This window comes from Ferdinandcohnia sp. GQ5 (assembly GCF_059759275.1).
Map to the genome: position 1 here is coordinate 189,413 of NZ_JCAXEW010000004.1, position 13,306 is coordinate 202,718.

Genomic DNA, 13,306 nt, shown 5'->3' on the forward strand with positions numbered 1-13,306 from the left:
TTCCAGATGGCAAACTATTTCTTCTTATCAAAGAACATTCCGTCAGAAGGTGCAGATTGATAAGGATTGACGTATTTGGTTGTTGTTACTTTTCGCTTTTTTTGATTGGCGATATCCATTTGGATCTCTTTTTTTAGACGATCTAGTTTACTATCTATAAATACATTCATTTGAACAATTTCAGCACCAAGTTTCCCCTCTTCCTCGGTGAAAGGGGGTTTTACTTTTGATATTAGCTGCTCCCTTTCATCAAGGAGACCCGTAATTTTTTCAATGACCTCATCACGTTTTTCCTGTGGAACAGGTTCCAACAAGATGCCATGTAATTCCTTTGTAATGCGGTACAGACTATTTACCGGATTCACTAGATTTGTCCACCTTGACCGTGTTGACGTTGACGATTAAGTTGAATAACTTCCTTCCATGTGTCACGGAATTCTGTTACAAGTCCCTCTACCTCAGCCAAAATCTCAAGGTCATTCTTAAGATTTACTTCCATTAGGCGGCGATTCATATAGTCATACATCGCCATCATGTTTTTGGATACTTCCACATCCATGTTTAACGTGACCATGAACTCACGGATAATGTTTTGCGCCTTTTGCAAATTTGTGTTTTTTGCTTCAATATTATTTTCTTCAATCGCTTTGTGAGCGAGTTTAATGAATTTCAAACAACCATTGTAGAGCATTAACGTAAGCTCACCTGGTGATGCAGTTGTAACTGAGTTTGATTGATATGCTTGATACGGATTTCCAATTGCCATTTACGTTACACTCCTTTTATCCCACTCTTAACGGGCAGTATATCCCCCACCTCAAAACTTTGGAATCCAATAAAGATGAGTAGTGGGAGATAACGGCCCATAAAGGTCCTATTGGTTCAACTAACAATCTGTGTGGGTTGAAAATCACCCTCACTGATGAAGTTTCACTTTGTTATCCACTGAAAAAGTTCTGCATGAGGTATGCGGATTGTTGATTCGCACGTTGAATTGCTTTTTCCATCGCTGTAAATTGACGCCAGTAGCGATCTTCGATTTGCATGAGACGGTCTTCGAATCGGTTGATTTGGCTATCTATATTTGTTAAATTTCTACCAATCGTAAACTGCTGGTTTGTCATGGTAGATTTCCCTGCCCTAGATTCAATATTTGTAATCGTTCCTTTAATTGAATCTCTTAGGCGTCTAGCAATCCCTTTGTCTTCATAGGATGCACCATCACTAGAAAACATTTTATAGATTGCATTTGGGTCTTCTGCCAGCTTTTGCTTCAATTTATCAGGATTGTCGATCAGTAACTTTCCTCTATCCAAATAGTTAGATGAAGTTTTAATGCCAATCTCAGCTAATTGACTAAATCCTTCTTTAAGGCCAGAGATAGGTGAGTAAAAGTCCATTCGCATTTGGTTAAGGCCACTGGATAAAATAGAATCGTTCCTCAACAAACCACTTTGAGCCATCTCGTCCCATTTTTCAGCTTGCTTATCGCTCATTCCTTCGCGTTCTTCATCGGATAACGGATGATAATCACGGTATCGAGTTTCACCGAGTTTACTATTAATTTTTTCAATGACTTCATTGTACTTATCAACGAATTTAACGATTTTATCGAAGGCATCTTCGGTATTTTGAGAAACTGAAATCGTCTCTTCGCCAGTAGTAACTGCATTGAATTTCAATGTAAGGTCGTTTATTGTATATTCATTTTTAGTTGGCTCAACCGTCAAGACTCCATTATAGGTGAATTTCGCATTGGTACCGCCAGTTTCATTTTTTGTCCAATTACCAGTTACAGGATCCTGATTACCCGCTTTTATTTGTAATGTATTCGCTAAGAAGCTGGCCGTAGTACCGTTGTACCCAATCTCTGCTCCTAAAAATTCGGTATTATCTTCTGTTTTATTAAAATCACCAGTAACTGTACGTTCAAGGACCACCTTATCAGAGGTACTATCATAGAATGCACGTACTCCTAAATCGGAATCTGTAATTTTTTTTAAAACAGTATTTAGTGTATCTTTACTAGGATCAATTTCAAACGTTACAGGTGCTTTTCTTGTGCCATCCTCATTATATGTGACGATTGTAAAATCACTAAAATCATTACCGCCTGCAAAGGATTGTGTATTTAATGCCTTATTGGGGTCAATTTTTGTACCTGCGGCAGAAATACCAGTTTGACTAACTCGTGTTGCGGCTGTTGCTAGCCGGTCAACTTTAATTTTATAATTCCCATTCGATGCTGTAGTATTTGCAGTTGCTGTAACAGCGCTTGGATTCGAACTAGTTGCTGTTTTCGTTTGATAAGTTCGTTGTAATGTCATATCGAACGCCAGCGTATCCAGTTCTGCCAACAATTTATTCATATCGCGATATTGATCACGTTGCCACTCATAGATTTGTTTTTGTTGATTGAGCTTGTTTAAAGGAATACGCTCAGCCTTCATTAAATCAGTAACAATCTGATCAATATCCATTCCACTTGCCAATCCACCAATTCTCATATTCATGGGGGCTCACCACCTTTAAATCTTTTTATCTACCACAAAACCAAGAAATTCAGTCATTGCAGCATAAATATCTAGTATTTTCTTAGAAGGGATTTCACGTACCACCTCATGTGTATCATTGTTCACAATTGTCACATAGTATTCGTTTAATTGCTCGTGAAGCTCAAACTTCAAGGAAGTATTATTTGGTTCTAAAAATTTATTAAGGCTATCAATGACCTGTTGGACATTATCTTTTGAGTTTATTTGGGACGAAAGGGCTGGTTCCGTGTCACTCAGGGTAGTCCCTTTGAATTCAGATTCATATGACTTATTAGATTGAGAATAGTCTGTGTTGAAGTTCATCGTTGTACTAGAAGAGATTTTATCGATCGACATTTAATTTCCTCCTAAACGAACGGGCCTTTATTAGTTATATCGGTATGATAAAAAAAATATTAAGCTAACTTCATTATGTTCTACATTATTTTAATTTACCTCTTATACAAGGAACGTACGTTTGGTATAATATGTACAGGGAGGGGATACGATGGATTTTTACAATCTTACAGATATTCAACAAAATGTACTAATTGGAAGTATTATTGGAGATGGTGAAATAACAAAGTTGTATAAAGGCTCCAGAAGTAAAAATAATAGTTACCGTGAACATTTTGGTATCAAACAAATAGACTATCGAAAATGGAAGATGTCATATATTCCTGATTTATTGTACATCACACCTAAGAGCAATACATTAAGGTCAAAATCACTGCCTCTATTTACTGAATTATATCCACATTTCTACAATCCTTCTGGAGAAAAAGTTATACCAATTGAATTATTATCTAAGTGTACACTTTTACACTTTTTAGCTATTATTTACATGGACGATGGAACTCTCTCAATTACCTCAAGAATAAACCACAATAAAAAGATTATATATTTAACTCCAAATGTTTTTCTGTATTTGCAAAACTTTCAACTTAACCAATTACAAATACTTAATAACCATATTGAAAAAACCTTTCAAATAAAATTTGCAATTAACAAACGCAGAGATGGATATGGGCACATCTTAAGGCTCACTTCAACAGACAATACATACAATTTTCTAAAAAGAATATCCCCAATCACCGCTACTTGCCAAAGTATGTACTATAAAACTAATTGGGAGTGGCGGCTTCAACAAGAAACAGAAATCTATCAAAAAAAATATCCAGGTTATAAAGTTCTTTCCTCCAATAGTGATAGAAATAAGAATTATACAGAAACTGAAATTCAAAAAATAGTTCAATTGAAATTGAATGGAGAAAAAGACAGGGTTATAGCAGAATGTTTAAATAGATCTTATTGGTCAATAGTTTACAAATTAAAAGAATTAAGAAAAGATGGCCGCCTTTAATGGTAGCCATCTTTAATGAAAATATATTAACGAAGAAGTTGTAAAACTCCTTGTGGTTGTTGGTTCGCTTGCTTTGCGACTGTATCTTTCGATGACAGAATAGACTATATCTTCATCCATAATCTTTATGGAGCTGGGCACTTCGAACAGCATTTGCTGCCCTACGAGATTCATAGCCATAGCTCTCGCCTTAGACCGTTTTCCCTAGTCGTTGAACCTTCTCCAGAGTTTCCTCACAGGAGCTTGGCTGCTGATTATCCATTGTTTCATCCTCATCATTTTCTAACCTTTTCGCTGACCGTTTCCAGTTACGTTGTGGTTGATGAAGCTTTAGGAAGTTCCAGCAATTCACCCAGTTATCCTCTAGCTTGTTACCAAGCTAGACGCCCTTCAATCATTATCTCAAGAGTTGTAATACTCCTTGAGGCATTTGATTAGATTGAGCCAACATTGCTTGTGCTGCTTGAGAAAGAATAGAATTCTTAGTTTGGTTCATCATTTCTTTCGCCATCGTGCGAACATTTGCTTTCACAAATGACTAGACTATATCTTCACCCTCTATAGGGGTCGGGCACTTCGGATTCACAATGCTGATGACCATTGCTTCACCTATGGATTTCATCATCATAGCTGCATTTCGCCTTAGATGGTCTATCCTAGTCGTTGAACCTTCTCCACTCTTTCGAGACAGGAGCTTGGCTGCTGATTGCCCAATCTTTTCTTTTTTCAGACCATCACGCTTGTTGTTTCCAACTACGTTGTGGTTAGAAAAGCTCTAAGGGTTTTCCAGCAATTCACCCGATCATAATCACTAGCCGTTACCAGCTAGGACGACTGTACTTGTTACTGCCCCTTAAGCAGCTAAAGTATAATCAACGTCACGGATACGAGATTCCGCAGCAGTTAAGTTTTCAGAAGATGTGTTCAAGTTATTAATTGAATGCTCAAGACGGTTTTGGAAAGCACCTAGTTTAGAACGTTCCGCTGAAACTTTTGTGATAGCATCATTTACAGCAGTAATTGCACTTTCAGCACCTTTTTGTGAAGAAACATCAATATCTTTGATACCAAGGCTTTCTGTATCCATTTTGTTGATATCAACTTTCATCGTTTGATTTTCATTAGCACCAATGTGCATGTTTAGAGCATTATTTGTTGTCTTGATTTTGGTACCCGTTGTATCTGCAACTAGAGCTGTATCCACTGTCATATTGAATTGGATACCGCCTGCTTCAAATTCATTATCAGTAATTTTCAAGTTAGCTGCTGAATCGTAAGTTGTAGTTCCAGCAGTATTAGTGATAGCGAAATCTGATGCACTAGCATACTCTGCATTTAAGTTAAATGTCATTGAACCTTCTTGATAGTTTGCACCTGAAGCAATTGTAAATTTGATATTTGCATCATTAGCATTAGATAAAACAACATCAGCTGTATTGTCTTTTCCCGCTGCAGAAGCTACAATAGCTCCATTTTCATCTTTAAGAGCAAAGTCAAATTTACCACCAGCAGCCTCAGTTACTTCTAAAGTGTAATCCCCAAGTGCTAATCCAGAAATATTTCCACTTGTCATAGTAAACTCAGTACCATCACTTAAAATTCCAGTTGTATTTGTTTCTACATCTACACCAATTGTTGCAGCATTTGCAGTTTTCACTGTATAAGTGTCAGCTGCTAGTTCTGAATCTACCACTTCTAAAGGTTTAAATTTTAATGTATTTGTTCCATCAATGTTTGCTGATGTACCAACACTACCGTTTAATAATTTCTTAGTATTAAACTCAGTATCAGTTGAAATACGATTTACTTCATCCTTTAACTGACTGATTTCTTTTTGAATTTCTTTACGGTCAGAATCAGTATTTGTATCGTTAGAAGATTGAACTGATAATTCACGCATACGTTGAAGAATGCTTTCTGTTTCGTTTAAAGCTCCTTCTGCTGTTTGAATTAAAGATGTTGCATCTTGTGCATTCTTAGAAGCCATATCCAATCCACGAATTTGACCACGCATTTTTTCAGAGATTGCAAGACCTGCTGCATCATCTGCTGCATTGTTTATACGAAGACCTGAAGACAATTTCTCCATTGATTTTGATTGAGCTGTTGAAGCACTATTCAATTGACGATAAGTATTCAACGCCGCAATATTATGATTAATTCTCATTTCTTTTTCCTCCTTGAATGTTTGTAATCCCACATCCTTGTGGAATTTAATATATTTACAAATAGTACAAAAGTCGGCCGCCTTTTGTACTTATTTGTTTTACATCCTTTATATCGACATGTTTTGTAATTGTTTAATAGATTTTTATATTTATTTCTACAAAATTTTGCAAATAAAAATACCCGCTATTGTTTATAGATTAACGGGTAGTCTTTAAATTGATATTCAGCTGTTTTAATAAATCAATGGAAGTTTGGGAGGCTTGGTTGTTTTCACTTTGTATGTCGAGATAGATTTCCTTCCGGTGAATTTCAATATGTTTTGGTGCTTCTATTCCAATTTTTATTTGTTCTCCACTCACAGATAATATTGTAATTTCAATATCATCACCGATTTTTATTGATTCATTGATCTTTCTAGTTAATACAAGCATACTCCCACCTCCTATTTAGCCGATACTTTTCCTTTTTCAAAAATCGAATGCTTTGTTTGATATGAAGTATTTGTTAAAATTACTTGCTTAGCTAATTGTTTTTTTGAATTTAGAACAACAGGAGCTTGCATGTTCGCTGTTGTATTTTCAAATGGATCTTGAACGGTTAGTATTACATAAACCGTAACATCTTTTTCTGATTCGAGTTGGAGCTGTTCAACCACTTGATCGTCAATTGTAAAATCATATTCTTTTAAAAAGAGAAATGGGTTAGTAACAACGAAGGCTAGTCCAGCATTACTAACAGATTGCATAATTGAAATACCTGTATCCTCACCAAAGGGTAAAAAGATAAATTTCTTTTCTTCTAAAAATCCAGGTATTCCATTAGCAAACGTAATTATATCTTTTTCTTCTATATGTATCTCACCATGATATTTCGTATCAATTTTCATTTCTTCCCAACCTTTTTTTAAATCTGTTGCTCGTAGTTTACACCGATATATTTTAAATTAGCAAAATCAACTTTCAATGATTGTTTTTGGTCCAAAGTAATATTTACTTTTCCAGGAGTGTATTCGTGAATTGGTTTGTTAATCCCGACATTAATAATTGGTTTTTTAACATCCACTTCAATGTCTACCTCGGCTGGAACATAATTAGTCTTAACACTAAAGTGAGATGGTATCCATCCTACGTTAAACTGGAGCTCTGGTCCTTCGCTATTTCTTTTGGCAATTTGTGCGATTGGATTTCCACCATTCTCTATTGTCATGAGTTCTTGGCCTTCTTGTGCTCGTCTTGCAATTCCTTCGAGTGAATCTTGGTACCCTTTGTCGGCTGCCTCCGCGATACGACGAGAAATATGCTTTAAATCCATATCTGCCCATGCTTCAGTTTGATCAATTGTCAGCTTTCCCGGTGTAGTTTCTATCTTCACCTCGGCCTTTGGCTGTTCGATTGATAAATCCGCTTTAGGTTGCTTGATCTCTTGTACTGGTTTTATAGTTCGCATACCTATTTTTGCATTCTGTGATTCTAATCGTATTTGTGCTAACTCCATAGTTTCACCTCTAATAAAAAAGCTATCTCCTAAAAAGATAGCTTAACGTAAAAAGTCCATAAGTGTTGGCTGCATAATTTTTGCGCCTACTCCAAGAGCTGCACGGTGTACTGCTTCCGCTGTTGTTAAGTTAATAATCACTTTTTCCATTTCAGCATCTTCATTTTCAGAGATAATCTTAGTTGCAATCACTTCTTGCGAACCTAGTCGTTCATCAATGAGTTCTATGCGGTTATATCTTGCTCCTAAATCTGCACGATTTGCTACGACATTGGATACATGAGAATCTATTGTATCTAGATATTTTCCTACATCTCCGTCAGAGTTAAGATCATTAATTATATTATCAAGTTCGGTAAAGATATCATTTGTATTACTGCCTTGTAAAAGGTCCTTAGCTTTTACATTCACATTCATGTGTATCCCTTTAGAAACTTCGAGCAATACATCTGCATTTGACATTGAAATAGTAGTAGTAGCTAAATCAACCGGTGCTTCTGTTGTATTTGTACCATTGAAAATAAACTTATTCCCAACCTTCGTATTCGCAATCGTTGCAATATGCTCTTTTAATTGCTCAATCTCAACTGCGATATTAGCCTTTTCATCAGGTCCATTCGTTCCTGTACTCGCCTGCACAGTCAACTCCCTTACCCGCTGAAGTGCCTGCGTCATTTTATCCATCGCATCATCGGCTGACTCCATCCAAGTGTAAGCTTCAGATAGATTGCGCTGATATTGCTCAATTTCCTTAAGGTCTGTACGATAACGCATTCCCTTGATTGCCACTACTGGATCATCAGAAGGCTTTGTGATTTTCTTTTGTGTATTTAATTGGTCCTGGTATTTTCCAAGTCTTTCATAGCTGTTGCTTAGATTTCGTAACATGTTATTTGTCAGCATCGATTGTGTTATGCGCATTTTTTACACCTACCTTCCACCAGTTCCTAGGCCGTTAATGACTCGATCAAGCATTTCGTCGAGTACTGTAATCATTCTTGCAGACCCGTTGTAGGCATGCTGAAATTTGATCAAGTTCGTCATTTCTTCATCTAATGAGACCGCACTAACAGATTGACGGCGGTTCTCTACAGAATCCTTCAGTACTGCCGCATTATCCGCCATACGGATTGCTTCCTGAGAGTCTACTCCCATTGATCCAATAAGAGATTCGTAGAACGATTGAATACTACCTGCCTTAATTTCTGAACCTGGTATATTACTAAAATCAGTGTTCTTTACATTTGCTAGATTTGTAGCATTCAAGCCATTCCCTGATTCCCCAGGTGCATTTGAAGCAGCGATATTACTTAAATTGTCTATGTTAGAAGAAACGCTTATTGTTGCTGCTGCGTTTTTATATCCATTGTTAAACGGTTCAAAGAAGTCGCCACCTGAATTACTTTCATCTGTTGAAGTCTTCAACGTATACCCTTGACTATGCACAGCATTGAACTGTGTGACAAACGAATATGCCATTTTATCCAAGTCATCTAGCATTTTGTTGTAAATGCCTTTTTCCTCGCCGTTTTCCATATACCCGTATGCTTCAACTAATGCCTTCATTTCTCCGCTACGAATAAATGGAACAGCTTGTCCATCTAATTGAAATCCTGTAACAGGACCCGTTGGTTGATCATTTACTCCATCACCATCTGAATCGATTGCTGGTACGACTGAGAGCTTTTTAAAATTACTTCCATCTATCAGTTTCGTCTCAGTCCCGTTTTCACCAACGATTGAAATATCTAAGATTCCTTCGGCAACTGGTAATGAATCACCACCGCTGCTTCTTGGTGGATGAACCTTAATTTCAACATACTTCGAAAGCTCATCAATTAACCGATCACGTTCGTCGTATAAATCATTTGGCAAATATCCAACCGGTTCAATCTCGGAGATTTGCTTATTAATCTTACTAATTTGGTCAGAAAGCGAGTTTACTGTTTTCACAGTTACACTGATTTGCTTGCCAAAATCGTCCTTTATCGCAGTTAATGAGTTTGATAGATAGTTGAACGTGTTTGCCACCATTTCACCACGCTGGCGCACAACCGAACGTGCACCTTGGTCTTCTGGGTTAGCGGCTAAATCCTGCAGAGATTGCCAAAACTGGTTCAATGTGTTTGCAAGACCCGTTTCCGTTGGCTCGTTCATTATTTCTTCCATCTTTCCTAAGGCACTTGCGCGTGTTCCCCAGTAACTGGTTTTCGTTTGCTCACCCCGGAATTGTGCGTCTATAAAGCTCTCACGCACACGTTGAATCGTACCAGCCTCAACACCTGTTCCAAGCTGACCTGGAAATTTGGGTGCATTTAGACCAGGAGATGGATATGGAGTTGTCTGGGTGAAGTTGACCCGCTGTCTTGTGTAGCCAGGTGTGCTCGCATTCGCAATATTATGTCCAGTTGTATATAATGCACTCTGCTGGGTCATCATGCCACGGCGTGCTGTTTCTAGTCCATGAAAGGTTGATACCATTTTTCCATCCTCCAATAAATCAAATGCGCCTTGGCGTATTTGCGCCCAGATTTTTTCGAGCTTGCTCGAAAAGTTTCCTTTAAAAATCTGTGGCATCCGCCGAAGGCCTTTACTTATTCTCGGTAAGCCACCACTGAATAGTTTAAGCTTTCGAATCAAACATCGACCGTGTTTGCTTTTTCTCTTTTGTACCCGCTGGGTTTCCGTAAGTAGCGGTTTGTTCCTGTGGCAGTAACATGTCCAACGACATGTTCACATACTGCAGTGACTGGTGTGTGAGCTGCTGATTTAGCTCATTAACTGCTTTTAATTCTTGAGTTACTTTAAGAAGGTCCTCATGTAATTCCATCAACTCCGAACGAATTGGGTCTTCAGCAACTTCGATACATTTTGATAATGTCTTCTCTTGAACTCGTGGTCCAAGCCATTTATCAACAATGGTCATCCGTTCATTTTCCATTTGCCTGATCGCTAAAATGTATTTTTGTTCTTCTTTCATTTGTTCGTTGAGGGCATCGATGTCGCCTTTTTTCAGAATTTCTGTTTTTCGCTCGGACAGCTTCAATAGGTTTTGATGTAAAATAAGTATCTTTTTGAGTGTTGAGACTAAGTTTTCAGCTGACATAATGACCCTCCTTTTTTACATTACTTTTTAAAATAAAAATCGTAAACGCTCTTCGCAACGTCCTCTACGTTCACTTTATATGTACCGCTTTGTATTTGTTGCTTTAGGGCTTCAACCTTTTGCTGGCGTTCAACGGTTATAGGTGATGTTTCTTGTAACTGTTTTGCAGCAGAAGAAATCTCGACTTTGTCTGTCTGAGTTGATTTTTCTGTAGCAGCAACCTTGTTCATCTGTTTCTTATATGGATTCATTCCGACTGGTCCGAACTGGTTAATTTTCATTGTAAAACCTCGCTTTCTATCCGAACTTTATTTCTTTTTAATAATATCGGCAGCGACATGAAAAAGTTTAGATTATTTATCAACAAAATACGTTCTTTTTTCACGATTTCGTAGTTCCTGGATTCGTTTCTGCTCTTTTTCGAAAGTTGATAATTCACTGCGAAGTTCATTTACACATTCATCACATAAATTTCCTTCCCTAATTATAGTACGACATTTTTGACAAGGATATCCAAGGTTTGGAAATTGCGCCAGACGCAATCTGCCTGTCTTAATAAATTTGATGATTAATTCCTCATCAACACCCGTGCCCTCTGAGGTCTCAAAAATGGTAGCTGTCCGATTTTCTTTTTTTCTAATGAACGTATAAACGGTTTCGAATGCGATTTCTTCTTCTTTATAGCATGTTTCACAAACATCACGTAGATTCGTTTTCACAAAAACACTGCCACAATTTGGGCAATTCGCTAGTTCTGCCATTTTAACTCTCTCCTCGATCACCTTTTTTCTATCTATTATATCGGTGGTTTTAAAGGAGTTTATAGTGAAAGTTTTTTGAAATGAAATAACTCATATAAAGTAGTATTTGAAAAATTTATTGTGGGTGGTTTCTTGTAGTTTATGTAAGGGGCTTTTGACGTGGGTGTTGTACTAAGAATATTTCAACTTGACCGGATCTAATGCGATAAAATACTTTATAAGGTTCGGATCTTCCTACTGACAATAACACCATTCTAAGTTCAACAGGCAAACCATCTATTAATACAATTTTGCCTGGTATATAGAAGGTAAAATCCTGTTCATTAAAGTAACTGTTTATATTGTCTTTTAGGATCATTCCTATCTTAGGTAAGTCCATCGATATTCGCCAATTATCTAGCTCAATTAAAGATTGAGCTGCTGAATTTCTCCAACGAATTTTCAACTTTTCCCCTCCAACAATCTAGTAACTTCTTCACTTGATAATATTGGATTGTCTTCATTTAAGGCTTTCAATAATTGTTTTTTTTCTTCTTCATTAGTTACATGGTAAACATTAGAATTAGTGACTTCTTCTACTTCAAATAACAAAAATTTTCGTTTCCCAACTTCCAAATAATAATCCCCTGAAGATATAGCCTTTTTTAATTCTTGATCTTCAATTTTAAGTGGCTTCATTAGTATCACTCCTTACTTTTTGTTAATTTGATTATAACATTTTCTTCTTATCAATAATATTCCTTACCCCCTCATCAAAGTCAAAGCGGAGACCGATTTCGCCCCGGCCTCTAGCAACACTTTCCCCGCATGCCTCAGCGTCGATCCCGTTGTATAAATATCATCCACTAACAAAATTTCTTTACCCTGAACCTCTCCAGTCACACGGAATACATTTTCGGCAAGAATTCGCTCGGAACGGCTCTTTTTCGATTGCTTCTCAAGGTGAGTCCTCGCAAGCATTTCATGTACCTGCACATCTAACAATGCTGCTAGCGCCTTGGCCTGGTTAAATCCACGTTCATACAATCGCTCGTCACTTAATGGAATGGGAACAACAAGATGGGAAGAATTAAAATGAGTGTGGAAAGCTTTTTTAAGAGGGGTTTTAAAGATGGAAGAAATTACATAATCACCGCGGAATTTATAGAGGGAGATCACATCTTTTGCAAAGTCATTATAGAGGTAAATCGACCGGTTCTTTGTGAGGACACCCTGCCAACGAGAATCCTGGTCCCACCGAACGCAGTCATAGCAGAGGTTTCCTTCGCGATATTCATCTGCCACACCCAAAAAAGGTCGTCCGCAACATTCACAAAGTTCACCTTCTATGATTTCGAATTTCTCACTACAAGTAGAACAAAGTGGATCAGGTTCTACTAGAGAAAACAAGGATGCCCATGAATCCACTTCTTCAAAATATTGATGACAAAGTATACATGTAGACATCGGTTAGTTCCTTTGAAAATTAGCGCATTGAGGATTTTTGGCTACGATGTTCACGGCTTCTGCGATTTTCACATAGATATTAGCCATCATTTGTTTATTAAAATATTGAGCACGAACATACGCCATACCACTATCTTTCGAGACATAACGCGGCTGTATATTATTAAGCGTGAGGGCAAATACATCATTTTTACACTGTTCACATTTACAAGGCAGGTTAAATTCAGACCAATTATCATTAATCGCTTCAGCTACTAATGGCTCCATTGCATTAAAAACCTTCATATGAACCTCTCCATTCTCTTTATCTTTTTTCATTATTACATGATAAACATAAATTGGAAATGATTTTGTCCTCCTCCATTAATTTGACATCACTTTGTAATATTCCTTTTAAACGCTTGAAAAACTATACTTTGGACCTATCCAAAAA

The 13,306-nt window shown here is 37.2% G+C and carries 19 protein-coding genes and 1 pseudogene; 1 reads left to right on the top strand and 19 read right to left on the bottom strand.

Annotation, left to right across the window (positions count from 1 at the left end; all coding sequences use genetic code 11):
- Window positions 1-14: 14 nt before the first annotated feature.
- From fliT to flaG, 4 genes are all read right to left on the bottom strand, one after another.
- Window positions 15-365, bottom strand: a complete 351-nt coding sequence (gene fliT, locus AC6CHV_RS06855; protein ID WP_498078419.1) for a flagellar protein FliT — start codon at window positions 363-365, stop codon at window positions 15-17.
- Window positions 365-766, bottom strand: coding sequence for a flagellar export chaperone FliS (gene fliS / locus AC6CHV_RS06860; protein WP_440272716.1), 402 nt, complete (start codon window positions 764-766; stop codon window positions 365-367). The genes fliT and fliS overlap by 1 nt, the downstream gene beginning before the upstream one ends.
- A gap of 172 nt (window positions 767-938) precedes the next feature.
- Window positions 939-2,513, bottom strand: coding sequence for a flagellar hook-associated protein 2 (locus AC6CHV_RS06865; RefSeq protein ID WP_498078420.1), 1,575 nt, complete (start codon window positions 2,511-2,513; stop codon window positions 939-941).
- Between the two features lie 15 nt (window positions 2,514-2,528).
- Entirely contained in the window at window positions 2,529-2,891 is a 363-nt protein-coding gene (gene flaG / locus AC6CHV_RS06870) for a flagellar protein FlaG (protein ID WP_498078421.1), read from the bottom strand.
- 151 nt (window positions 2,892-3,042) lie between these two features.
- On the opposite strand from flaG, the gene AC6CHV_RS06875 reads away from it, so the two are divergent.
- Complete coding sequence (locus tag AC6CHV_RS06875; RefSeq protein ID WP_498078422.1) at window positions 3,043-3,897, top strand: DNA endonuclease; 855 nt, start codon at window positions 3,043-3,045, stop codon at window positions 3,895-3,897.
- Window positions 3,898-4,087: 190 nt separating this feature from the next.
- Here the strand turns inward: AC6CHV_RS06875 and AC6CHV_RS06880 are convergent, their stop codons facing one another.
- The 15 genes and pseudogenes from AC6CHV_RS06880 to AC6CHV_RS06950 all read right to left on the bottom strand — a co-directional run bounded on the left by AC6CHV_RS06880 (window position 4,088) and on the right by AC6CHV_RS06950 (window position 13,158).
- Window positions 4,088-4,249, bottom strand: coding sequence for a hypothetical protein (locus tag AC6CHV_RS06880; RefSeq protein WP_498078423.1), 162 nt, complete (start codon window positions 4,247-4,249; stop codon window positions 4,088-4,090).
- 45 nt (window positions 4,250-4,294) lie between these two features.
- Window positions 4,295-4,408, bottom strand: a pseudogene (locus AC6CHV_RS06885) (flagellin); the annotation flags it as partial.
- Between the two features lie 342 nt (window positions 4,409-4,750).
- Window positions 4,751-6,064: a flagellin N-terminal helical domain-containing protein gene (locus tag AC6CHV_RS06890; protein WP_498078424.1), complete on the bottom strand. Its 1,314-nt coding sequence runs from the start codon at window positions 6,062-6,064 to the stop codon at window positions 4,751-4,753.
- 199 nt (window positions 6,065-6,263) lie between these two features.
- Window positions 6,264-6,497: a carbon storage regulator CsrA gene (gene csrA / locus AC6CHV_RS06895; protein ID WP_498078425.1), complete on the bottom strand. Its 234-nt coding sequence runs from the start codon at window positions 6,495-6,497 to the stop codon at window positions 6,264-6,266.
- Between the two features lie 11 nt (window positions 6,498-6,508).
- Entirely contained in the window at window positions 6,509-6,952 is a 444-nt protein-coding gene (fliW, locus tag AC6CHV_RS06900; RefSeq protein ID WP_498078426.1) for a flagellar assembly protein FliW, read from the bottom strand.
- Between the two features lie 17 nt (window positions 6,953-6,969).
- Entirely contained in the window at window positions 6,970-7,560 is a 591-nt protein-coding gene (locus tag AC6CHV_RS06905; protein ID WP_498078427.1) for a DUF6470 family protein, read from the bottom strand.
- 42 nt (window positions 7,561-7,602) lie between these two features.
- Window positions 7,603-8,481 carry a flagellar hook-associated protein FlgL gene (flgL, locus tag AC6CHV_RS06910; RefSeq protein ID WP_498078428.1) on the bottom strand — a complete coding sequence of 293 codons (879 nt, stop codon included), beginning with the start codon at window positions 8,479-8,481 and terminating at the stop codon, window positions 7,603-7,605.
- A 9-nt stretch (window positions 8,482-8,490) separates the two neighbouring features.
- Window positions 8,491-10,041, bottom strand: a complete 1,551-nt coding sequence (flgK, locus tag AC6CHV_RS06915; protein WP_498078429.1) for a flagellar hook-associated protein FlgK — start codon at window positions 10,039-10,041, stop codon at window positions 8,491-8,493.
- A 142-nt stretch (window positions 10,042-10,183) separates the two neighbouring features.
- Window positions 10,184-10,666, bottom strand: a complete 483-nt coding sequence (locus tag AC6CHV_RS06920; protein ID WP_498078430.1) for a flagellar export chaperone FlgN — start codon at window positions 10,664-10,666, stop codon at window positions 10,184-10,186.
- A 20-nt stretch (window positions 10,667-10,686) separates the two neighbouring features.
- Window positions 10,687-10,947 (bottom strand): flagellar biosynthesis anti-sigma factor FlgM, encoded by a 261-nt coding sequence (gene flgM / locus AC6CHV_RS06925; RefSeq protein WP_498078431.1) that lies wholly within the window; start codon window positions 10,945-10,947, stop codon window positions 10,687-10,689.
- 72 nt (window positions 10,948-11,019) lie between these two features.
- A complete protein-coding gene (locus tag AC6CHV_RS06930; protein ID WP_341332967.1) occupies window positions 11,020-11,427 on the bottom strand; it encodes a TIGR03826 family flagellar region protein in 408 nt (135 codons plus the stop codon).
- A 139-nt stretch (window positions 11,428-11,566) separates the two neighbouring features.
- Window positions 11,567-11,872: a hypothetical protein gene (locus tag AC6CHV_RS06935; protein ID WP_498078432.1), complete on the bottom strand. Its 306-nt coding sequence runs from the start codon at window positions 11,870-11,872 to the stop codon at window positions 11,567-11,569.
- Window positions 11,869-12,105, bottom strand: coding sequence for a hypothetical protein (locus AC6CHV_RS06940; protein WP_498078433.1), 237 nt, complete (start codon window positions 12,103-12,105; stop codon window positions 11,869-11,871). Before AC6CHV_RS06940 ends, AC6CHV_RS06935 begins: the two co-directional genes overlap by 4 nt.
- Before the next feature lie 63 nt (window positions 12,106-12,168).
- A complete protein-coding gene (locus AC6CHV_RS06945) occupies window positions 12,169-12,873 on the bottom strand; it encodes a phosphoribosyltransferase family protein (RefSeq protein ID WP_498078434.1) in 705 nt (234 codons plus the stop codon).
- A gap of 3 nt (window positions 12,874-12,876) precedes the next feature.
- On the bottom strand, window positions 12,877-13,158 hold the full coding sequence (locus AC6CHV_RS06950) for a late competence development ComFB family protein (protein ID WP_341332969.1): 282 nt from the start codon (window positions 13,156-13,158) through the stop codon (window positions 12,877-12,879).
- Between the last annotated feature and the right edge of the window lie 148 nt (window positions 13,159-13,306).